This is a genomic window from Streptomyces sp. NPDC030165, assembly GCF_055573595.1.
This window is the reverse complement of record NZ_JBVIBD010000019.1, coordinates 120413-141838: the sequence shown is the minus strand read 5'-3', so window position 1 is coordinate 141838 and position 21426 is coordinate 120413. Positions and strand designations below refer to the sequence as shown.

21 protein-coding genes are annotated in these 21426 nt (G+C 71.7%); 13 read left to right on the top strand and 8 right to left on the bottom strand.

Translation table 11 applies throughout. The features are described from left to right. Window positions 1–32 precede the first annotated feature (32 nt). Window positions 33–860 carry an AraC family transcriptional regulator gene (locus ACZ4Z1_RS30795; protein ID WP_468489923.1) on the top strand — a complete coding sequence of 276 codons (828 nt, stop codon included), beginning with the start codon at window positions 33–35 and terminating at the stop codon, window positions 858–860. Here ACZ4Z1_RS30795 and ACZ4Z1_RS30790 read toward each other — a convergent pair. Both ACZ4Z1_RS30790 and ACZ4Z1_RS30785 read right to left on the bottom strand, forming a co-directional pair. Then, complete coding sequence (locus ACZ4Z1_RS30790; protein WP_468489922.1) at window positions 796–2193, bottom strand: GntT/GntP/DsdX family permease; 1398 nt, start codon at window positions 2191–2193, stop codon at window positions 796–798. The genes ACZ4Z1_RS30795 and ACZ4Z1_RS30790 overlap by 65 nt on opposite strands. Window positions 2194–2312: 119 nt before the next feature. Further along, window positions 2313–2840 carry a gluconokinase gene (locus tag ACZ4Z1_RS30785; protein ID WP_468489921.1) on the bottom strand — a complete coding sequence of 176 codons (528 nt, stop codon included), beginning with the start codon at window positions 2838–2840 and terminating at the stop codon, window positions 2313–2315. 135 nt (window positions 2841–2975) lie between these two features. On the opposite strand from ACZ4Z1_RS30785, the gene ACZ4Z1_RS30780 reads away from it, so the two are divergent. The 5 genes from ACZ4Z1_RS30780 to ACZ4Z1_RS30760 all read left to right on the top strand — a co-directional run bounded on the left by ACZ4Z1_RS30780 (window position 2976) and on the right by ACZ4Z1_RS30760 (window position 5834). Next, complete coding sequence (locus ACZ4Z1_RS30780; protein ID WP_468489920.1) at window positions 2976–3683, top strand: FadR/GntR family transcriptional regulator; 708 nt, start codon at window positions 2976–2978, stop codon at window positions 3681–3683. A gap of 267 nt (window positions 3684–3950) precedes the next feature. Next, window positions 3951–4265, top strand: a complete 315-nt coding sequence (locus tag ACZ4Z1_RS30775; RefSeq protein WP_468489919.1) for a hypothetical protein — start codon at window positions 3951–3953, stop codon at window positions 4263–4265. 23 nt (window positions 4266–4288) lie between these two features. Continuing rightward, complete coding sequence (locus ACZ4Z1_RS30770) at window positions 4289–4966, top strand: hypothetical protein (RefSeq protein ID WP_468489918.1); 678 nt, start codon at window positions 4289–4291, stop codon at window positions 4964–4966. Between the two features lie 50 nt (window positions 4967–5016). Next, window positions 5017–5430 carry a hypothetical protein gene (locus ACZ4Z1_RS30765; RefSeq protein ID WP_468489917.1) on the top strand — a complete coding sequence of 138 codons (414 nt, stop codon included), beginning with the start codon at window positions 5017–5019 and terminating at the stop codon, window positions 5428–5430. Further along, entirely contained in the window at window positions 5427–5834 is a 408-nt protein-coding gene (locus tag ACZ4Z1_RS30760) for a hypothetical protein (protein WP_468489916.1), read from the top strand. Before ACZ4Z1_RS30765 ends, ACZ4Z1_RS30760 begins: the two co-directional genes overlap by 4 nt. A gap of 70 nt (window positions 5835–5904) precedes the next feature. On the opposite strand, the gene ACZ4Z1_RS30755 is transcribed toward ACZ4Z1_RS30760, so the two are convergent. Together ACZ4Z1_RS30755 and ACZ4Z1_RS30750 are read right to left on the bottom strand one after the other, a co-directional pair. Further along, the gene (locus tag ACZ4Z1_RS30755; RefSeq protein WP_468489915.1) at window positions 5905–8832 is read right to left on the bottom strand and encodes an ATP-binding protein; all 2928 of its coding nucleotides are present in this window, start codon (window positions 8830–8832) and stop codon (window positions 5905–5907) included. Window positions 8833–9130: 298 nt separating this feature from the next. Further along, window positions 9131–10870, bottom strand: a complete 1740-nt coding sequence (locus ACZ4Z1_RS30750) for an alpha-keto acid decarboxylase family protein (RefSeq protein ID WP_468489914.1) — start codon at window positions 10868–10870, stop codon at window positions 9131–9133. 71 nt (window positions 10871–10941) lie between these two features. Between ACZ4Z1_RS30750 and ACZ4Z1_RS30745 the strand changes: the two genes are divergently transcribed. Continuing rightward, complete coding sequence (locus ACZ4Z1_RS30745; protein WP_468489913.1) at window positions 10942–11433, top strand: MarR family winged helix-turn-helix transcriptional regulator; 492 nt, start codon at window positions 10942–10944, stop codon at window positions 11431–11433. A gap of 10 nt (window positions 11434–11443) precedes the next feature. On the opposite strand, the gene ACZ4Z1_RS30740 is transcribed toward ACZ4Z1_RS30745, so the two are convergent. After that, a complete protein-coding gene (locus ACZ4Z1_RS30740) occupies window positions 11444–11653 on the bottom strand; it encodes a hypothetical protein (protein WP_365847392.1) in 210 nt (69 codons plus the stop codon). A gap of 198 nt (window positions 11654–11851) precedes the next feature. On the opposite strand from ACZ4Z1_RS30740, the gene ACZ4Z1_RS30735 reads away from it, so the two are divergent. After that, window positions 11852–12730 carry a L,D-transpeptidase family protein gene (locus tag ACZ4Z1_RS30735; RefSeq protein WP_468489912.1) on the top strand — a complete coding sequence of 293 codons (879 nt, stop codon included), beginning with the start codon at window positions 11852–11854 and terminating at the stop codon, window positions 12728–12730. 248 nt (window positions 12731–12978) lie between these two features. On the opposite strand, the gene ACZ4Z1_RS30730 is transcribed toward ACZ4Z1_RS30735, so the two are convergent. The 3 genes from ACZ4Z1_RS30730 to ACZ4Z1_RS30720 form a co-directional block, all read right to left on the bottom strand. Then, window positions 12979–14094 carry a hypothetical protein gene (locus ACZ4Z1_RS30730; protein ID WP_468489911.1) on the bottom strand — a complete coding sequence of 372 codons (1116 nt, stop codon included), beginning with the start codon at window positions 14092–14094 and terminating at the stop codon, window positions 12979–12981. Next, a complete protein-coding gene (locus ACZ4Z1_RS30725; protein ID WP_468489910.1) occupies window positions 14094–14807 on the bottom strand; it encodes an RNA polymerase sigma factor in 714 nt (237 codons plus the stop codon). The genes ACZ4Z1_RS30730 and ACZ4Z1_RS30725 overlap by 1 nt, the downstream gene beginning before the upstream one ends. A 440-nt stretch (window positions 14808–15247) precedes the next feature. Beyond that, on the bottom strand, window positions 15248–16873 hold the full coding sequence (locus ACZ4Z1_RS30720) for a beta-N-acetylhexosaminidase (RefSeq protein ID WP_468489909.1): 1626 nt from the start codon (window positions 16871–16873) through the stop codon (window positions 15248–15250). A 242-nt stretch (window positions 16874–17115) separates the two neighbouring features. Here ACZ4Z1_RS30720 and ACZ4Z1_RS30715 point away from each other — a divergent pair, with 242 nt between their 5' ends. From ACZ4Z1_RS30715 to ACZ4Z1_RS30695, 5 genes are all read left to right on the top strand, one after another. Next, complete coding sequence (locus tag ACZ4Z1_RS30715; protein ID WP_468489908.1) at window positions 17116–17748, top strand: 2-oxo-4-hydroxy-4-carboxy-5-ureidoimidazoline decarboxylase; 633 nt, start codon at window positions 17116–17118, stop codon at window positions 17746–17748. Between the two features lie 231 nt (window positions 17749–17979). Continuing rightward, window positions 17980–18360: a succinate dehydrogenase, cytochrome b556 subunit gene (gene sdhC / locus ACZ4Z1_RS30710; RefSeq protein ID WP_030024133.1), complete on the top strand. Its 381-nt coding sequence runs from the start codon at window positions 17980–17982 to the stop codon at window positions 18358–18360. Window positions 18361–18369: 9 nt separating this feature from the next. Further along, on the top strand, window positions 18370–18852 hold the full coding sequence (locus ACZ4Z1_RS30705; RefSeq protein ID WP_031002750.1) for a succinate dehydrogenase hydrophobic membrane anchor subunit: 483 nt from the start codon (window positions 18370–18372) through the stop codon (window positions 18850–18852). Between the two features lie 25 nt (window positions 18853–18877). Then, entirely contained in the window at window positions 18878–20632 is a 1755-nt protein-coding gene (sdhA, locus tag ACZ4Z1_RS30700; RefSeq protein ID WP_361156538.1) for a succinate dehydrogenase flavoprotein subunit, read from the top strand. After that, complete coding sequence (locus tag ACZ4Z1_RS30695) at window positions 20632–21405, top strand: succinate dehydrogenase iron-sulfur subunit (protein WP_398166446.1); 774 nt, start codon at window positions 20632–20634, stop codon at window positions 21403–21405. The genes sdhA and ACZ4Z1_RS30695 overlap by 1 nt, the downstream gene beginning before the upstream one ends. The last annotated feature ends 21 nt before the right edge of the window (window positions 21406–21426 follow it).

Genomic DNA, 21426 nt, shown 5'->3' with positions numbered 1-21426 from the left:
CCGGTGGCGGACTTCCCATAAGCTGCCACACCATGCCGGTTTTCCGCCAACACCCGCCGCACGTCACGACCATCACCCGATTCCTGCCGCAGGGCACACGGGTGTCGGCCCACGAACACGACGTCCACCAGATCGTCTACGCGGGGCGCGGCGTACTCACCGTGACCACGGACGCCGGGAGCTGGGTCACCCCGGCCACCCGCGCGATCTGGATCCCGGCCGGAACGGTGCACGAGCACCGGGCGCACGGGGACACCGACCTGCACACCGTCGGCGTACCGCCGGCCGCCGACCCGCTGGGGCCGGACCGGCCCGCCGTGCTGGCGGTCGGCCCGCTGCTGCGCGAGCTGATCATCGCGTACAGCGGTACGGACGACCGCGGTACGGCGGAGGCGCGGCGCCTGATGGCCGTCCTCCTCGACCAGCTGCGCCGCACCCCGCTCCAGGCCCTGCACCTGCCCAGCGCCCGCGACCCGCGGCTGGCGGCGGTCTGCGCGGCGCTCCGCGCGGACCCGGCCGACCCGCGCCCGCTCGCCGCACTGGGCGCCGGGGCCGGGGCGAGCGAGCGGACCCTGGCCCGCCTCTTCCGCGCCGAACTGGGCATGACCTTCCCCCAGTGGCGTACGCAGCTGCGCCTGCACCACGCGCTGGTGCTGCTGGCGCAGGACGGCCCGGCGCTGTCCGTGACCTCGATCGCGCACCGCTGCGGCTGGGCCTCGGCCAGCGCCTTCATCGATGCCTTCCGCCGGTCGTTCGGACACACGCCGGGCGCCCACCGGGCTCTGGTGGGCCCGGCTACAACACCAGGGACAGCAGCAGCACGCACACGATCCCGACGACGGAGATCAGCGTCTCCATGAGCGACCAGGTCTTGAGCGTCTGGCCGACGTTCATGCCGAAGTACTCCTTCACCATCCAGAAGCCCGCGTCGTTGACGTGGCTGAAGAACAGCGAACCGGCGCCGACGGCGAGGACCAGCAGGGCGGTGTGGGTGGTGGACATGTCCGCGGTCAGCGGCGCCACCAGGCCCGCGGCGGAGATGGTGGCCACCGTCGCCGAGCCGGTCGCCAGCCGGATCGCGACCGCGATCAGCCAGGCCAGCAGCAGCGTGGAGATGTTCCAGTCCTTGGACAGCTCCAGGATCATCTGCCCGACGCCCGCGTCCACCAGGGTCTGCTTGAAGCCGCCGCCCGCGCCCACGATCAGCAGCACACCGGCGATCGGGGCCAGGGACTTCTCGACCGTGGTGGCGATCCGGCCCTTGGTGAAACCGGCCGACCGGCCCAGCGTGAACATGCCGACGATGACGGCGGTGAGCAGCGCGATCAGCGGGGACCCGACCACGTCGAAGACGCGCTGGACCGTGGTGCCCTTGTCGTCCACGACGACGTCCACCAGGGCCTTGGCCAGCATCATCACGACGGGCAGCAGGACGGTGGCGACGGTGATCCCGAAGCCGGGGCGCTTGTCCAGCTCGCCGGAGGCCCGCTCCGGGACCATGTTCTCGGGCGGGCGGATGTCCACCCAGCGGGCGGCGTAGCGGGAGAACAGCGGACCGGCGACGATCGCGGTGGGGATGGCGACGACCACGCCGAGCGCGAGGGTGACACCCAGGTTGGCGTGCAGCGCGTCGATGGCGGCCAGCGGGCCGGGGTGCGGCGGGATCAGGCCGTGCATGACGGACAGGCCGGCCAGCGCCGGGACGCCGATGCGCATCAGGGAGAAGTTGCCGCGCTTGGCGACCAGCAGCACCACGGGGATCAGCAGCACGATGCCGACCTCGAAGAAGATCGGCAGGCCGACGATGCCGGCGATCAGCACCATCGCCCAGGGCATGACGCGCCCGCTCGCCTTCGCCAGGATCGTGTCGACGATCTGGTCGGCGCCGCCGGAGTCGGCGAGCAGTTTGCCGAGGATCGCGCCCAGCGCGATCAGGATGCCGGTGCCCGCGACCGTACTGCCCAGGCCCGACGAGAAGCTGGCGATGGCCTTGTCAAGGGGGGCGCCCGCCACCGCGCCCAGCACCAGCGAACCGATGATCAGGGACAGGAAGGCGTGCAGCTTGAACTTGGTGATGAGCAGGACGATGACGGCGATGCCCGCGAGGACGGCGATGCCGAGCTGCGCGTGACCGGCCGAGGTGATCGGCTCGGTCGCATCCGCTGCCAGCATCTCGACGCTGAGATGTGTCACGGCTGTTCCCTAAGGGGTGCTGTTGCTGGTTGTGGTGGTGGCCCAGGAGCGGTTACGGGGGGCGTGCTCGGGGGCGTACGGAGCTGTCCCCCGCGCGGTGGCGCGGAGGAGGCCCGAGGTCAGGCGGGGGCGGGCCGGCCGGTGTCGTAACGGCGCAGGGCCTCGACGGCCCGCCCGGCGATCTCCTGCGGGGTGCCGGACACGTCGACGGCGACGCCCGCCTCGTCCGCGCCGAGCGGTTCCAGGGTGGCGAACTGGGAGTCCAGCAGCGCGGTGGGCATGAAGTGGCCCTTGCGCTCGGCCATCCGGGTCTCGATCAGCGAGCGGTCGCCCGTCAGGTGCAGGAAGACGATGCCGGGCGCGGCGGACCGCAGGCGGTCGCGGTAGGCGCGCTTGAGCGCCGAGCTGCTGACGACACCGCCCTGGCCCGCGCGGCCGTGGGCCCAGGCGCCGATCGCGTCGAGCCAGGGCCACCGGTCGGCGTCCTGGAGCGGGGTACCGGCGGACATCTTGGCGATGTTGGCCGGGGGGTGGAAGTCGTCGCCCTCGGCGTAGGGGACATCAAGGTCGGCGGCCACCAGCGGCCCGATCGTCGTCTTGCCGGTGCCGGCCACGCCCATCACGACGATGACGTGGGGGGTGCTCATCCCGTGTACCTCGCTGTCCTCTTTGACCTCGGTCTGTCGTCCCACTGAAACCCATGGGATACGACGTATTCAAGCCCCTGTGACGTAAAAGTCATACTTAAAAGCGGATCCCCTCCGGGAACGTAGGCTGATCCCATGGAGAACCAGGGGGCGGGACAGGGGCTGCACGCGCGGGTACTGGAGTCCCTGGGACCCGCCATCACCGCGGGCGAGTACCCGCCGGGCACGATCTTGCGCACCGACGAGCTGGAAGAGCGCTTCGAGGTGTCCCGTACGGTCATCCGCGAGGCCATACGGGTCCTGGAATCCATGCACCTGGTGGCCTCGCGGCGCCGGGTCGGCGTGACCGTACGCCCCGCCGAGGAGTGGAACGTCTACGACCCGCGCGTCATCGGCTGGCGGCTGGACGGTCCGGACCGCCCCCGGCAGCTGCGCTCCCTGACCGTGCTGCGCTCCGCCGTCGAACCGGCCGCCGCGGGCCTGGCCGCCCGGCACGCCACCCCCGGGCAGTGCGCCGAGCTGACCGAGCACGCCATGGGCATGGTCGCCACCTCCCGCGGCCAGCAGCTCGACGCGTACCTGGTGCACGACGTGGCCTTCCACCGCGTCGTGCTGACCGCCTCCGGCAACGAGATGTTCGCCCGGCTCGGCGACGTGGTGGCCGCCGTCCTCACCGGCCGCACCCACCACCACGTCATGTTCACCGACCCCGACCCGGCCGCGGTGACCCTGCACGTGCAGGTCGCCGAAGCGGTACGGGTCGGTGACGCGGAGCGCGCCGAGGCGCTGACCCGCGAGATCACCGTGGGCGCCATGGCCGAACTGGACGTCCTCGCCCCGTAGTCCGGCCCGGCCACGGCTTCGGGCCGTGGCCGCCCCGACGGGAATTCGTGGTCGACCGCTGAATTCCCTTTCCCTACCGCAGTCCTCCGCCTTATTTCTTCCCAACGCCTGCCCGGCCGGGCATAACTGTGACGACACGGCGCGGCATCGCACCTCGATGCACTCCTTTCGCGCCGCACCACAGTTCAGAGAGAGGCCGGAACCTTGAGAACTGCCCGAAGGACGGTATTCAGCCTGGCGGCCGGCGCGGCTTTCTGCGCTTCCGCCGTGGCGCTCGCCCCGGCTGCGCACGCCGGGAGCGACAGCTACGTCAAGATCACCAACAATGCGGGAATCGTCGCCACCACCTGTTACGAGTGGATCGGCGTCAGCGGGAAGGACTACTGCCACCAGAGCTGGCCCGTGGGCCAGTCCCGGACCGCGTACTTCCCGGCGGACGCCACCTCGGCCGTGGTCGACCTGAAGCTCTCGCCCTGGGACAAGGCCGTGGACAGCGCCGCGGTCAAGGACACCGGCAGGAACCACTGCTTCGAGATCCAGGGCCTGCTCGGATCGCAGAAGCTGATCGAAACCGGTTGCTGAGTCCCCAGAAAGCGAGCAGAGCCATGAAGTACACGCGTATGGGTGTGGTGGCCGGAGCCCTCACCGCCGCCCTCGGATTCGCCACCCCGGCAGCTCTGGCCGTACCGCCCGAATACCCCGCCGTGGACGGCGCGACGGACAACTGGGTGAACGAGGCGACGCCGACGGTCGCATACAAGAACGGCATCAAGGACACCGACCCGGCCCGGGTCAAGGAAGCCCTCGACCAGTGCAACAGCCAGTCGGTCTCCTGCAAGGCGGCCACGGTCGGCACCCCGGAGAAGGTGACGCAGTGGTTCGAGGCGGGGGACGACGGCAGCAACGCCAAAGTGGTCGAGAACTGCAAGACGGACGACGGCGCGAAGGACGTGGACCAGACGGTCGGCGGAATGCACGCGTTCGCCTGGAGCTGGAACGTGGGAGGCAGCGTCGACATTCCGCTGGCCAAGGGGGTCGGTATCGGAATCAAGGGTGAGTACACCGAGACCACCACCGAGACGAAGACGGAATCCACCAAGATCACCGTGAAGCCGGGTTACCGGGGCACGCTCCAGCTCGGTCACGACATGGAACGCACCGTTTCCGACATCACCGTCCAGGGCGGAAAGTTCGGCGGCGCCAAGATTTCCGGAGTACGTACCGAGGCCCTCCTCAAGGACGGCTCCGAGCGCGTCAAGCCCGACATCGTGAAGTGCGGTTAGCGGCCGCTGCCGGACAAGTGCACCAGCGGGACCGACGAAAGGACGCGACCATGACGAACCTCAGGCGGGCGGCAGCCTGTGCCGCCACCGCGATCGGTATCGGGCTGGCCGGCGCGGTGGTGACGGCACCGCCGGCCCTCGGCGCCGGCTCGGGCCACTTCATCTCCTTCGAGAACAAGGGGTGGTTCGTGGCCAGCACCTGTTACAAGTGGACGGGCTCGGACACGTCCGACAGCTGTGACTCCGGAAAGAAGATCAACGACACCTGGCGGGTGGAGATACCGCAGGACGCGACCGGCGTGGAGCTGGACGTGAAGGCACTGGCGCAGGTCGCCGGCGGCAACATCACACCGCAGATCACCGACCTGAAGCGCGACTACTGCTACGAACTCTCCGGTACCACCTTCGATCCGAAGATCACCGAGAAGCAGTGCCAGGCCGGGGCGAAGGGAATACCAGGATGAACTCCAGAACTCACCGGATGAAGCGGGCGGGCGGATACGGCGCGGCCGTCCTCGCCGTCGTGTTCGGCGGCGGAATGCTGACGGCGCCGTCGGCCGCCGCGAGCGCGGAGCACTTCATCCAGTTCAAGAGCGACGCGGCGTACTTCGTCGACACCTGCTACGAATGGCAGGGTCCCGAGGGCATCGAGCAGAAGAACTACTGCCACAACGCCAAGGCCGTGGGGGCCACCTGGAAGGCTCACTTCCCGGAGGAGGCGACCGGGGCCACCGTCAAGGTGACCTTCGCCGGATACACGGGCGGCCCGCCGAAGACGGTCACCATCGACGACGTCGACAAGAACAACTGCTACCAGCTCAAAGGGACCTGGCCGAACTACGCCGAAGTCCTGCGCGTGAACTGCTGACCCGGCACCACTGACCCGACGCCACTGGCCCGGCACCCTGACCCGGCACTGCGGAACTGGCAGCGCCGGGTCAGCGGCTTCGGCCCAACGCCCGCAGCGCGGTCTCCAGTTCACGTCGCCCCTCGATGCGCAGCTTGCGGTAGGCCCCGGTGAGATGGGTCTCGACGGTCCGCAGGGAGACGAAGAGGTGCTCGGCGATCCGCTTGTTGCTCCACCCTTCGGCCGCCAGCACGGCGACGCGTTCCTCACCGGCCGTCAGCGGACAGCCGCCCGCTCCCCGGCTGCCGGCCCGTCCTCCCGCGTCGTGCAGCCGCTGCTGGAGGTTCCGGGCGAGGGCGGAGGCACCGCATCTGACCGCGAGGTCCAGTCCGCGCCGCAGCGCCGTACGTGCCCCTGGCTTGTCGTCGCGCCGCAGCAGCGCGCACCCCAACGTGTGCAGGGCCCGCGCCAGTTCAAGGTCGGCGGGTGTGCGCTCCAGTACGTCCACCGCCTCGGCCACGCGCTCCAGGCCGCCCGCCCCGCCGGTGACCTGCCCGGCAGTGTGCAGGGCCACGCCGACGGCGCGCGGTATCCGGCAGTGCCGTGCCCGCTCCAGCTCCTCTTCGGCAAGCGCGCGAGCGTCGTTCCCGTACCCGAGCAAGAGGCAGACCCCGGCGGCACGGGAGCGCCAGGGGGCGATTACCGGGCTCTCGGTTCCCGCTGTCTCGAAGTGGTGCCCGCACTCCCGCAGCAGCGTCAGCCCGCCACGCCGGTCGCCGAGGGCGGTGCGCAGCGCTGCCAGGCTCATCAGGAATCGGGGCCACTCCCAGGAGGCGTCGGACGGGTCCGTGGCGGAGTAGGCGGCGGCGATGCGCTCGGCTTCCTCCAGGTCGCCCTGTTCCAGCAAGGCATCGATCCGGATGGTGTCCAGCGTCATGCGGTACGGGATGTCCCGTGTTCCGCAGGCCCGTTCGGACACGGTCAGTGCCACCGCGGCGGCCTGCGCCACGTCCCCCCGGCGCAGCGCGACGGCGGACCGGTGGACCAGCAGCCAGGAGGCCAGTGGCTCCGTGACCGTGTCCCGCGTTCCGTGCAGGAGGCGGCCGCACAGTTCGGCGGCCGCGTCGAGGTCGTCCAGATACAGCAGTGCCTGGGCGACGAAGTAGTGCAGCGGGAAGAGGTCGTGCGAGAAGGCCGGGAGGTTCACTCTGGCCCGGTCCAGCAGCTCGGTGACCCGGTGGGCCGGCTCGCCCGCCCGCAAGGCCGCGAAGGCGCGGACGGCGAGCATCTGCCGCTCCCCGGGGGTGTGTCCGTTCAGGTCGGCGGCGCGCTCTTCGGCCCGGTCCGCGGCACGCACCGAAGGCCGCTCGAACTCCAGCCACTCGATCAGGGCCCGCATCCGCAGCAGCGGCTCGCGGTCACCTGACGCGGCCCCCGTGCGCGCGCTCAGCTCGGCGGCCAGCCGCGCCAGGTCGGGGCTTCCGGCGCGCCCGCCGCGCGACATGAAGTGGGAGTAGGCCAGTACCCCGACGGCCTCGGAGCGGGCGGTGGCGTCGGTGAGGTTCTCCAGCGCGGCCGTGCCGTACGAGACCGCGAGGCCGGTGTCGTAGTGGCTGGCGGCGACGGCGAGCCGGAGCAGCACCTGGGCGTGCTCCTCCGGCGTGGCCGGCTGGAAGACCGCATGCCGCAGATACGTCACGGCGGTCTCGGCCGCGCCCCGGCGCAGCGCTTCCCCGGCGGCCCGGCGCAGGACCGCCAGCGGCCAGCTGCCGGACACCGGGCCGGCCGCCATCACGTGCGCGGCCACCTCCTCGTCCGGGCGGCCGCTCAGGTGCAGTACCTGTGCCGCCCGCGCGTGCGCCGCGCCGACCTCCTGGGGCGTCCACTCCGCCAGCACGGCTTCCCGTACCACCCGGTGGACGAAGCGCGGCTCGTCCCCGGCCCCCAGCAGCCCGAGGGAGTGCAGCTCCGCACCCGCCGAACGCACCACGGCCTCACCGGTGCCGCAGTACGCCGCGAGCACCGGCCACGGCATCCCGTCCCCGAGGACCGCCAGCCCGCGCGCCAGCCCGGCCATGGCCGCGGACCCCTGGCCCAGCCGGTGCCGCACCTCGCGCAGCAGCGTGGGCAGGCCGAAGCTCCTGATCCGGTCCCGGTCCTCCTTCGTGGGCCGTACGCCGCCGCGCCGCGCGTCGCACAGCAGGGCGCGCAGGAAGAGCGGGTGCCCCTCGGTGGCGGCGTGGCAGGCGGCGCTGAACGACGGGTCCGGCCGGGGCTCGCCGAACTCCCGCGCCACCAGCTGCGCCACGTCCGCCGGCCCGAGCGGCTCCAGCGCCAGGGTGCGGCAGGCGGCGGGGTGCACGAGGGCGTCGTACAGGTCGCCGGGCGTCGGGCGCTCTCCGGTACGGGTGGTGACGGCCACCAGGATCGGATGCGCATCCGCCCGGTTGACCAGGTGCGCCAGCCACCGCAGCGACGGGGCGTCGATCCACTGGAGATCGTCGACCGCCAGCAGCAGCGGCTGCCGGCGCGACAACCGCAGCGCCAGACGGTCCAGGCCCGCCAGCGTCCCGGCGGCGTCGGCGTACGCCCCGGAGTCACCGCCCCACGGCCCCTCCGGGTCGAGGATGCGCAGCACCGTCTCCCCCATCCCTTCGAGCAGCGCCCGGCGCTCCTCCTCCCCGGCCGCCGCGACCACGGGATGCAGCAGCCGCCGCACCGTACCGAAGGCGAAGTCCTGCTGGAGCCGGTGGCAGCGCACCCGCGCGTCACGAAAGCGCGGGACACCGTCCAGCCAGTGCTCCAGCAGGGCCGTCTTCCCCATGCCGGCGTTCCCCGCCACCTGTACCACCCGCGTGTGCCCCGCCAGCACCTCGTCCGCCACCGCGTCGAGGGCGGCCAGCTCAGTGGCGCGCCCGGCCGGCGGCGGGCCTTCGCGGACCGGCCGGACGGTGCGCGGCGCACCCGTCCCGCGCGGTGCGTCCCGGCCGGCTCCGTCACCCTTGCGACCGTCGATCATCTGGCCCCTACTTCCGTCGATCGGATTGCCAGACGTCGGCTCGGGAGCCGGGGTTGCGCCGCGCCGGGGGTCTCACCATCCGGACGGACCACGAAGGACGGCCGCTCCGCCGCCGATCGCCTTACGCGGCGGGCGACTTGGGCGGAGCGGCGGCCTTTGGACCGGCCCCGCACCCGCCGCGCACCGGCCGCCTTCTCGTGGTCGGCGCCGGATGATCTCGTGGTCAGCCACAGCACGCCGCTACGGAACCGTCCGGTACCGGAACGACGCGCGCCCGGCCGGCCGCCGGGCCCGGCCGTCAGGCCCCGTACGCGTTCTGCTCCGCGAACCGCCGCGCCAGAGCCGTGAGCAGTTCCGGCGCGTCGTCGCGCGGCAGCACCGCCTCGATCAGCACCAGCTCGTCCGGCGTACGGGCGGCCAGCGCCAGCGCGTCCGCCAGCTCGGCGGGGGTCTCGGCCCGCACCGCGACCGTGCCGGGGCCCGCGCCGAAGGCGGCGGGCAGGGCGGTGTAGTCCCAGGCGGCGATGTCGTTGTACGAGGCGGTGGCGCCGTGGATGGCGCGCTCGACCGTGTAGCCGTCGTTGTTGACGACGACGACCACGGGGGCCACGCCGTACCGGGTCATGGTGCCCAGCTCCTGCGCGGTGAGCTGGAGGGACCCGTCGCCGATCACCAGCACCGGACGCCGCTCCGGCGCGGCCAGCCCGGCCCCGAGGGTGGCCGGCAGGGTGTACCCGATCGACCCCCACAGCGGCTGGCCGACGAACCGCCCGTCCGCGGGCAGCGGCACCTCCTGAGCCCCGTAGAACGCGGTGCCCTGCTCAGCGACCAGCACACTCCCCTCGGGCAGGAACGCGCTCACGGTGGACCACAAGTGACGCTGCGTCAGCCGATCACGCGCCCCCTCCTCCGTCCCCGCATCCGGGCACGGGAAGAGCCCCCCGTACCCCTCGGGTTCCGGCAGCTCCACATCGCGCAGCAGCCCGGCCAGCCCGCCGACGGCGGCCGCCATGGCGATGCCCTCGTACACCCCGCGCCCCGCCGCGGCGCGCCCCGGCCGCAGCTCGATGGTCCGCTCCGGGGTGAAGTGGTGACTGAAGCCGCCGGTCACGCTGTCCGAGACCGGGGCGCCGACCAGGATCAGGCAATCGGCGTCCTCGACGGCCGCCCGGGCCCGCTTGTCGCTGATCTCGCCGGTGTAGGCGCCGACGAATCCGGGAGCGGTCTCGTCCAGGACGCCCTTGCCGCTGGAGAACGCGGCGGCCCGGACCGGCGCGGCGGCGAGCAGGTCGCGCAGCGGGCCGCGCAGCCCGAACCGCTCGGCCTCGTGACCGGCCAGCACGGTGACGCTGCGGGCCCCGTCCAGCATCCGCGCGCAGCTCGCGAGGAAGTCCCGCAGCAGCCCCGGGTCGGCCGGCCCGTCCGGCACGGTCAGCGGGCCGTCCGGCGCCGGAACCCGGGCCGACACGACGTCCGTGGGCAGATTCAGATGCACCGGCTTGCGGTCCCGCCACATGGCGCGCAGTACGCGGTCGATCTCCGCCGGGGCGTTCTGCGCGGTCAGGTCGGCGCGGGCCACGGTCACCTCGGCGAACATCCGGCCGAAGTGCCCGTACTCGCCGTCCATCAGGGTGTGGTGCACCGGCCGGCCGGCCGCGGCGACCCCGGTGGCGGGCATGCCGGTGACGGCGACGACCGGTACGGACTCGGCGTACGCGCCGGCGACGCCGTTGACGGCCGACAGTTCGCCGACGCCGAAGGTCGTGACGAGGGCGGCGGCGCCGCGCAGCCGGGCGTATCCGTCGGCGGCGTAGGCGGCGTCGAGCTCGTTGCAGGTGCCGACCCAGGTGAGGCCGGGGAAGGCGGTCACCTGGTCGAGGAAGCCGAGGTTGTAGTCACCGGGCACGCCGAAGAGGTGTGCGACGTCCAGCTCGCGCAGGCGGCGGAGCAGGTAGTCGGCGACGGTGATGCGGGGAGTGGTGGCCTGCGGGCCGATGTCCGAGGGGGTGTCCGACATGGCGGTACCGGCTTTCTTCACGCGTAAACGTTTTAGGTCAAAGGCCTTGACCTGATTCGCGAGCGTACGGAACCCCGGGATAAAATGTCAACATGCTTGACCCTAATCGCCCGGACGCCTTCGACCGCGATTTCACCCTGTTCTACTTCGCCTACCGCGCCTTCACCGGAGCGGCCGACGCCGCCCTGGCCGAACAGGGTATGGGCCGCGCCCACCACCGCATCCTGACGTTCCTCGCGTACTCACCCGGCATGAGCGTCGGCGAACTCTGCGACGCTCTCCAACTCACCAAGCAGGCCATCAACGGCCCCCTGCGCAAGCTCGGCGACGAAGAGCTGATCCGGACGGCCCCGGGCGAACGGGACCGCCGCCGCAAGGAACTCCGCCTCACCGACCGCGGCGCCGACCTGGAACGCAAGCTCCACGAACGCCAGCGCGTGCTCTTCGCCACCGCCCTGCGAGAAGCCGGCCCGGAAGCGGCAGAGGGGTGGCGCCGGATGCTGACCCCCCTGGCCGGCCAGGACTGGGAGGCATTCACAGCGTCCGTGGAAGCCCGCCGGGCGGACGGCACCGGAAACCGGTAGCCCGGAGCCTTCAGAACAACGGCTGCTGCCCCGGAAACGGCGGCTCCTCCGGATCGAACAGGCGCTCCGCCGGAGCCATCATCGGCGCGATCCTGCGGGAGCCGGGGCACGACACCAGCTCCAGCACGGTGCGGCGGCCCGGCGGGTCGTGCCGGGCGAAGCGGCCGCCGACGACGGCGATCTCTCGGTTGCATACGGGGCACGGGCGACGCGGTGACATTTCCTCATTGTCCCTTGGAGCGCCCCACACCCCCGCGCGCGGCCCCACCGAGGCAGTCAGGGGGCGCGTCGGAAGTACACCTCGGCACCCCCTGCGCCCCTGCGCTCCCACAGCCCTTCACCCCTGCGCGCGCCCAGGTTCGGTTCTCCGCAGCCCTGGGAATCTTGGAGAGGCCGGTGTCACCGCGGGGGTGACGCCATGACAGGGACGCGGAAGGGACACGGCGTGCACAAGGGACGTGCAGTGACCGCGGGGCTGCTGATGCTGGCCGTGACGACCGGCTGCAAGACCATCACGATCACCCCGAACGGCGGACTTCCCTCGGCGTCCCCCTCCGCCCCGGCCCCACAGCGCGCGGAAGCGCTCCCCGCCCATACGGCAGACAAGGCACCCCCCAAACGCACCCGCGCCACCAAAGCCCCTCGCCGGACCGCGAAGCCCGTACTGGCGCAAGGGTCCCGGGGCCACCGGGTGCGCGGACTACAGGCCCGTCTGGCCCAGTTGTCACTCTTCCGCCGTAAGCCCACCGGCTTCTACGGCCGGCAGACCACCGCCTCCGTGTGGGCGTTCCAGCGCCGGCAGGGCCTGCGGTGCACGGGCACGCTGGACCGCGCGTCCTGGCACGCCCTGCACGCGCGGACCCGCCCGCCGACCCGCGCCGAGATGTATCCGCGCACCAAGAAGAAGGCCAAGAAGCCGGTCACCCGACGCGACCGGCGCTGCATGACGGGCCGCGTCCTGTGCATCAGCAAGCGGAGCAACTCACTCGCGTGGATGGTGGACGGCAAGGTCCGCTCGGCGATGGACGTCCGCTTCGGCGCGCAGTACACGCCGACCCGCGAGGGCACGTTCCGGATCACTTTCAAGAGCCGGCACCACGTCTCGTCGATCTACCACACCCCCATGCCGTACGCGATGTTCTTCAGCGGCGGCCAGGCCGTCCACTACTCCGCGGACTTCGCCGCCCACGGCTACAGCGGCGCCTCCCACGGCTGCGTGAACGTCCGCGACACAGCAAAACTGGCCTCCCTCTTCCAAGAGGTGAGGCCCGGCGACAAGGTAGTGATCTACAAGTAGGACACCATGCCACCCCGTCCCACCACCCCGGCAGTAACCCCAGCCATCAATTGATCCCCCGCAGGCATCAACCAGGTCCGCGAAAGCGGCGCCGGCTCAGGCGCAAAGAGGAGCGCGGGCAGGGCCGGGGGAACGTGCCCCGCCCGCGCCAGGTGCGACGAGCCGTTGGTACGGGGGGAACCCCGGCCCGCGCGCAAGCCGATGACCAGTCGGCTTCACCATGTACTGCGCCGGGGGGCCGGAAAACGTCACACCCGCGCGACGGGGGGCGCTCCGGGGATGCGCAGCGCGTCCGGTGCGGCAGGTGTGGTGGTGACGATGCTGCCGCGATCGAGGGTGGAACGGGGAAAACCGGCGGAGGGGACGTACCGGTGGCGGTCCCCGTCCTCGTCATCGCCCTTGCCGCCGTGTCCCTTGCCGTGACCGTGCCCGCGGCCGCCCTGGCCGTGGCTGCCGCGGCCGTCGCCGTCGCCGCCGTAACGGCTGTCGTCATTGCCGCCGCCCTGGGAGAGGTACTGGCGGCAGAAGGCGTGCACCTTGCCGGGGCCGCCGGCCGCGCGTTCCAGGCGGCGCAGGGTGTCCTGGTCCAGGACGGAGCGCCGGCCGGATTCGTAGGTGCGGCAGAACATGACGCCGAGCCGGTGCTTCTCCTTGGCGTCGGGGCTGCCCTTGGGACCGTCGGGGCGGCTGTCGCCGTCGCCGGTGGTGCCGCCGCCGGTGGCGTCCTGGCCGGGGGCGCTCTGTCCGGGGGCGGGGGGCGGGGTGCTGCGGGTGCCGCCGTCGTGTCCGTCGTCGGTGATCAGGGGGTCGGGCCGGTCCGTACCGGGGTTGCCCGGGTCCGGCAGCTGCGTCGCGCCGTCGGTGGCCGTGCCGGTGTCGTCGGTGGCGAGGGGGCCGGGGGATTCGGCGGCCGAGACGCTGGTGGCGGGGGCCGGTCCGGTTCCGCCGCGGAAGGGGGTGGGCAGGACGCCGGCGCCGGCGGCCACCGCGACACCGCCGAGGGCGCAGCCGGCCAGGGCCACCATGAATCCGCGGCGCAGGGGGCGTCCGAAGCGGCGGCGGGCGGCCGGTCCGGCGCCGCGGGGGGTGCGTACGGTTTCCGTCACGGCGGCGGTGACGCCGATCGCGGCAGCGGCGGAGGCCGGTGCGGCAGTGTGGCCCTGTGCCTGCCGGAAGGCGGCGACGGCGGCTTCCTCGCCGGGGAGCGGGGTGTCCCCGGCCGTGTCGCGGCCCGCCGCGGCGGCGGCGTTCAGCAACGCGGTGAGTTCCGCGGCGGCGGCGCCGTCCGGGGAACCGGCCGGTTCGCCGCGCAGCAGTCGCTCCGCGGCCTCCTCGTCGAGCCAGTTGTACCGGTCGTCGGCCATCACATGTCCTTCTGCGTTCGTGCGGCCGTTTCCGTCACACCCGGTACGTACGATTCCGCCGCGCTCTCACCGCGTCCGGTGCCCTGTGCGGGCACCCCTCCCCTCGGCCCGCCGCCCTTGGCGGGCCCGGTGTCGCCGCCGTCCTCGCCGCCGGCTCCGAGGAGGTCGGCCAGGCGCCGCAGGCCGCGGTGCGCCGCGGTCCGTACGGCGCCGGGCCGCTTGCCCAGCACTCCGGCCGCGCTCTTGGCGTCCAGGCCGACCACCACGCGCAGGACGACGGCTTCGGCCTGGTCCTGCGGGAGGCGGGAGATGAGGCGGAAGGTGTGGTGGGTGCCGAGGGCTTCCATGGCCTCGTCGGCGGTGTCCGAAGCGCCCGGTTTGTTGGCCAGTTCGGTCTCGTCGCCACCGACCGCGGGGCGGCGGCCGCGCATCCGTATGTGGTCCAGGGCGCGGTTGCGGGCTATGCGCGCGGCCCAGCCCCGGAACCGGTCGGCGTCGCCGCTGAAGCGGGACAGGTCGCGGGTGATCTGCAGCCACGCCTCGGAGGTCACGTCCTCGGCGTCCGCTTCGCCCACCAAGGTCCGTACATATCCGATCAGCCGGGGATGTACGGCGCGGTAGACGGTACGGAACGCCGCCTCGTCACCGCCCTGCGCCGCCTGTACGGCGACCGTCAGCCGGCCGTCGTCCGGCTGATTGTCGTCCCCTCGCACGGGTCCATCCTGTCGCACGCGGAAAGTCCGCCGCCCGGTCCTCGCTGATTCGCTGTTCTCGGGCACCGCGGGTACCCCTGGTAACCCGTGTGTCCCCGCTGACGGTAACCCGGCCGCCCGCGTACCGGGCACCCGGGCTGCTGCTGACCTGCCCCTCCGCGCCGGCGGGAGCGCTCCCGGCCACCGCGCCGGACGGCGCGGACCCGCACGCTACGGCCAGGGCACACCCCGCGTCCAGAACACCCGCGCACCGGGAGGGGCGCCCGGCGCGCGGTACGTGCCGTGCCCCGGTCCGCACCCCGTGTGACGCTTTCGCGGCGCCTGGCGCTGTAAGGAACAGGGGCTCGTCACCGGGCCTCCCTGGAACGACGGCCGGGGCCTCTCCTGTGGGGGGTGGCGGCCCCGGTCGTCCCCTTCTCGCCGCGTCCGGCCCTGGCCGCTCAGACCTGGTTGGCCAGTTTTTTGAAGTCCTGCCAGGAAAGGGCCGGATCGCGGCGGTCCCAGACCTTCTGCGCCAGCGCGCGCAGCGGCATCCGGATGCCGTCCGCCACCTGCTGCTGCGTCTGCTCGTCGGCCAGGTCGCACCACACCGCGAGGCGTGCCCCGACCACCCGGTCCGGGCCGGACAGCTCCTGCGGTACGGCCTTGGTGCCGCGCAGCACTCCGGGGGTCCACTGTGTGTAGATGCGTTCGCCGGTCGGGTACGGCATGTTGTTGGGCTCGCCGAGCACGTAGTAGAGGTACTCGTCGTTGAGGTTGACGACCTTGCGGTTCTCGTGCAGGTACTCGTCCGGTTCGCGGGCGCCGATCTCCTTGCCCGTCCAGTAGGCGACGGTGCGGCCGGAGTCCGGGGCGACGTCCGTGTCCCGGAAGTAGCCGTCGTTCCACGCCTCGACCTGCCGGGCGCCGGCGGCACGCACGGTCTTGTCCCGGTCGTTGAGCCAGCCGGTGGCCAGGTCCTCGATGGTGGCGCCGTCCCCGTACTTGTCCCGGGCGGCCTCGGCGAGCTGCGGATAGTTCTCGGCCGGGGCCCGGTCGGCCAGCGCGCGGTACTCGTCGCCGCCCAGGTGCCAGTGCCCGCCGGGGAAGAGCGGGGCGTACTCGCGCAGCAGGTCGTCCACGATCTCGGCGGCGCCGGGCTGTGAGATGTCCATCGCGCCGCGCTGGGTCCGGCCGTCGGCGGAGCGCAGCTGGAGGTCCGGGTGGGCGCGCAGTACGGCGCCGAGGTGGCCGGGTGAGTCGATCTCCGGGATGACGGTGACGTGCAGGCCGCGGGCGACCTCCACCAGGTGGCGCACCTGGTCCTTGGTGAGGTGGTCCGCGGAGACGATCTCGGGGTGCTTCTCGCTCTCGATGCGGAAGGCCTGGTCGTCGGAGAAGTGCAGCTGGAGCTGGTTGAGCTTGAGGCCGGCGAGGTCGCGGATGCGGTCCTCGATCCACTTGGCGTCGAAGTGCTTGCGCGCGATGTCCAGCATGAAGCCGCGCTGCGCCCGGTCGGGGCGGTCCTCGACCGTGCCTTCGGGGACGCCGCCGGAGGCCCGTACGGACTGCAGGACGGTGCGGGTGCCGTTGAAGACGCCGGTGTCCGTGGGGGCGGTGAGGGTGAGGCGGGTGCCGCGGGCGGTGAGGGTGTACGCCTCGGCGGCGGTGTCGTACACGGGGGCGTTGTCGGCGCGCCGGGCGGCGTCCTGGCCGCCGGACAGCCGCAGCTCGACGTCTCCGGGCCGTACGGGCTGTTTGCCCCAGACTGTCCGCAGGCCGCCCAGTTCCTGGGCGAACCGCCGGGCCTCGTCGGCGAGCGGACTCTTCTCGCCCGCGGGCACCACGACGCGGGCCGCCTTGGTGGGCCGCCAGCCAGGCCCGTCGGCCGCGCCGAACTTCTGTACGGCGGGCACGGTGCGGGGCGGGCCCTGTACGGGGGCCCAGGTGGGGGTGGGCGCGGCGGAGGGGCTACCGCCGTCACCCTTGGGCGGGGCGCCGCTGTCCGAGCACCCTGTGACGGCCAGTGCCGTGAGGGCGGCCGTGACTCCTGCGGTGATGCTCGCGGCCAGTTTTCCGGTCCTCATATACGCAAAACCTCCCTTTCCGGGGCGAAGGTATTGCCAGGTGACAGATGTTCACGTCTACTACGCGCGCGAAAGCTCTTTCATACGGGTGAAATTCGTGCATCCGTCGGCCAGTGATCGACAGACGTCGTTACGGTGGCGTCTCAACCCGTTCACCCCTCCCGGAGCCCACGGCCCCCGCGCATCCGCCACGGCCGCGCACTCCGGCCGCCCTGACCAGCGTTCTCCGCCCCGAGGAGCCCATGCAGTCCAGCGATATCCCGGCCGCCCCGCCGACACCGCTGCGCACTCCCCGGCCCGCCACACCCTCCCAGAAGCTCCCGCCGCTGCCGCCACCGCCTCCCGGCAGCGCCGCCCCGGCCCCTGCGACCGGCCTGGACCGCCTGAACGCCGCCCCGCCGGACGCCGCCGAGGCGGCCCTGCTGCTGTGCTGCGGCAGCCGCCGCTGGGCCCGCCGCCTGGCCGCGCACCGACCGTACCCGGACCCGGAAGCCCTGCTGGCCGCCGCCGACGAGGCCAGCTACGACCTGACCACGGACGACCTGGACGAGGCGCTGGCCGGGGAGACCGTCGCGCCGGAGCCGCTCGTCGGCGCGCGCGGCCCGGGCACGCTCGCCGCGCACACCGCGCTGCGCGCCGCGCACGCCGAGTACGAGCGCCAGTTCCGGCACGTTTTCGTGATCTGCCTGGCCGGCTTCCGCGACACCGAGCTGCTGAACCTGGTGCTCACCGCCATCCACGACCGGCTCGGCAACGAGCCCGAGGAGGAGCGGGCCATCGCTGCGGACGAGCTGCGCCGGATCGCCCGCGGCCGGCTCGCCCGGCTCGCGGCGTCCCGGGACCGAGCGGACCAGAACCGGGCGGCCCAGGACTGAGCGGCCCCGGCCGCCCGGCCCGCCCTTTACCGCGTTCCCCCGCCCGGCGTACAGGGCCGGACCGCCCCGGCGGGTAGCCCGTACGTGCCTGTTTGATCACACCTGAGGACCCCGGCGGGAGGAACCGACAGTCCGTCGCTACGATGGCCGGGGCCGGTGGACCGTACCCGGCCGGGCCAGACCGACAGAGAAGCCGGCAGGCCCCAATCCCCGCTCCCGGAGGGTTTTTCCGTGCCGGCTGGAACGCTGTACCGCGGCCGGGAAGGCATGTGGTCCTGGGTGGCTCACCGAGTCACCGGCGTCCTCATTTTCTTCTTCCTGTTCGTGCACGTCCTCGACACCGCACTCGTCCGCGTCTCCCCGGAGGCCTATGACGACGTCGTTGCCACGTACAAGACGCCCCTCGTCAACGTGATGGAGTACGGCCTCGTCGCCGCCATCCTCTTCCACGCGCTCAACGGTCTCCGTGTGATCGCCGTGGACTTCTGGTCCAAGGGACCGAAGTACCAGAAGCAGCTGCTGTGGACCGTTGTCGCCGTATGGGCCGTCCTGATGGCCGGCGCTTTCTACCCCGTGCTGCAGCACACGCTGCGCACGCTGTTCGGGAGCTGATGACGCGCGATGTCTGCTGAAACCCAATCCCCCGCAGGTCCCGCTGTGAACGACTCCGTGTCCCTGTACGACGTGGACAACCCGGCTCCCGTCATCGAGCCGCCCCGCAAGCGTACGAAGAAGACGCCCAAGACGACCCGTACGAACTTCGAGATGTACGGCTGGCTGTTCATGCGGCTGTCCGGCATCGTGCTGGTCGTCCTGGTCCTCGGCCACCTGCTGCTCCAGCTCGTGCTGGACGGCGGCGTCTCCAAGATCGGCTTCGCCTTCGTGGCCGGCCGCTGGGCCTCGCCGTTCTGGCAGGTCTGGGACCTGGTGATGCTGTGGCTGGCGATGCTGCACGGTGCCAACGGCCTGCGCACGGTCATCAACGACTACGCGCAGCGGGACAACACCCGCTTCTGGCTGAAGATGCTCCTGTACACCGCCACGGTGTTCACCGTCCTTCTGGGCACGCTGGTGATCTTCACCTTCGACCCGAACATCCGCTAGGCCCCGGGGCTGAGGTAACCGACTCATGAAGATCCACAAGTACGACACGGTCATCGTCGGCGCCGGCGGCGCGGGCATGCGCGCGGCCATCGAGGCCACCAAGCGCAGCCGCACCGCGGTCCTGACGAAGCTGTACCCCACCCGCTCCCACACCGGCGCGGCCCAGGGCGGCATGGCCGCCGCCCTCGCCAACGTCGAGGAGGACAACTGGGAGTGGCACACCTTCGACACGATCAAGGGCGGCGACTACCTGGTCGACCAGGACGCCGCCGAGATCCTGGCGAAGGAGGCCATCGACTCGGTCCTGGACCTGGAGCGGATGGGCCTGCCGTTCAACCGCACCCCGAACGGCACCATCGACCAGCGCCGCTTCGGCGGCCACTCCCGTAACCACGGTGAGGCCCCGGTCCGCCGGTCCTGCTACGCCTCGGACCGCACCGGCCACATGATCCTCCAGACGCTGTACCAGAACTGCGTCAAGGAGGGCGTCGAGTTCTTCAACGAGTTCTACGTCCTGGACCTGCTGCTCCAGGACGTCGACGGGGTGAAGAAGTCGGCCGGCGTCGTCGCGTACGAGCTGGCCACCGGCGAGATCCACGTCTTCCAGGCGAAGGCCGTGATCTTCGCGTCCGGCGGCACCGGCAAGTTCTTCAAGGTGACCTCCAACGCGCACACCCTGACCGGTGACGGCCAGGCCGCCGCGTACCGGCGCGGGCTGCCGCTGGAGGACATGGAGTTCTTCCAGTTCCACCCGACCGGCATCTGGCGGATGGGCATCCTGCTGACGGAGGGCGCCCGCGGTGAGGGCGGCATCCTCCGCAACAAGGACGGCGAGCGCTTCATGGAGAAGTACGCGCCGGTCATGAAGGACCTCGCCTCGCGTGACGTCGTCTCGCGCTCCATCTACACGGAGATCCGTGAGGGCCGCGGCTGCGGTCCCGAGGGAGACCACGTCTACCTGGACCTGACCCACCTGCCGCCGGAGCAGCTGGACGCCAAGCTGCCGGACATCACCGAGTTCGCGCGGACCTACCTCGGCATCGAGCCCTACACGGACCCGATCCCGATCCAGCCGACCGCGCACTACGCGATGGGCGGCATCCCGACCAACGTCGAGGGCGAGGTGCTGGCCGACAACACCACCGTCGTGCCGGGCCTGTACGCCGCCGGCGAGGTCGCCTGCGTGTCCGTGCACGGCGCCAACCGTCTGGGCACCAACTCGCTGCTGGACATCAACGTCTTCGGCCGCCGGGCCGGCATCGCGGCGGCGGAGTACGCGGCCACCGCGGACTTCGTCGAGCTGCCGGAGGACCCGGCGAAGATGGTCCAGGACCAGGTCGAGCGGCTGCGCTCCGCCTCGGGCAACGAGCGGGTCACCGAGATCCGCAAGGAGCTCCAGGAGACCATGGACGCCAACGTCATGGTGTTCCGTACCGAGCAGACGATCAAGACCGCGGTCGAGAAGATCGGCGAGCTGCGCGAGCGCTACCTGAACGTGTCCATCCAGGACAAGGGCAAGCGGTTCAACACCGACCTGCTGGAGGCCGTCGAGCTGGGCAACCTGCTCGACCTGGCCGAGGTGATGGCCGTGTCCGCGCTGGCCCGCAAGGAGTCCCGCGGCGGTCACTACCGCGAGGACTACCCCAACCGCGACGACGTCAACTTCATGCGGCACACCATGGCGTACCGCGAGGTGGCGGCAGACGGCTCCGAGTCGATCCGCCTCGACTACAAGCCGGTCGTCCAGACCCGCTACCAGCCGATGGAGCGTAAGTACTGATGAGCACCTCCACCCTCGAAAAGCACTCCAAGGCCCTGGACGCGGCCGAGGACGGCGCCTCGCACACCATCACCATCACGCTGCGGATCCGCCGGTTCAACCCGGAGGTCTCCGAGGACGCCACCTGGCAGGACTTCCAGCTGGAGATGGACCCCAAGGAGCGCGTCCTGGACGCCCTCCACAAGGTCAAGTGGGAGCAGGACGGCACGCTGACCTTCCGCCGTTCCTGCGCGCACGGCATCTGCGGCTCCGACGCCATGCGGATCAACGGCAAGAACCGCCTGGCCTGCAAGACGCTGCTGAAGGACATCAACCCGGAGAAGCCCATCACGGTCGAGGCCATCAAGGGCCTGACGGTCCTCAAGGACCTCGTGGTGGACATGGAGCCGTTCTTCCAGGCATACCGGGACGTGATGCCGTTCCTGATCACCACCGGCAACGAGCCGACGCGCGAGCGCCTGCAGACCGCCGAGGACCGCGAGCGCTTCGACGACACCACCAAGTGCATCCTGTGCGCCGCGTGCACCTCCTCGTGCCCGGTGTTCTGGAACGACGGCCAGTACTTCGGCCCGGCGGCGATCGTCAACGCGCACCGCTTCATCTTCGACAGCCGTGACGAGGGCGGCGAGCAGCGGCTCGAAATCCTCAACGACAAGGACGGCGTCTGGCGCTGCCGCACGACCTTCAACTGCACGGACGCCTGCCCGCGCGGTATCGAGGTCACGAAGGCGATCCAGGAGGTCAAGCGGGCGCTGATCACGCGTCGCTTCTGATCACCTTCAGGCAGCACGCCT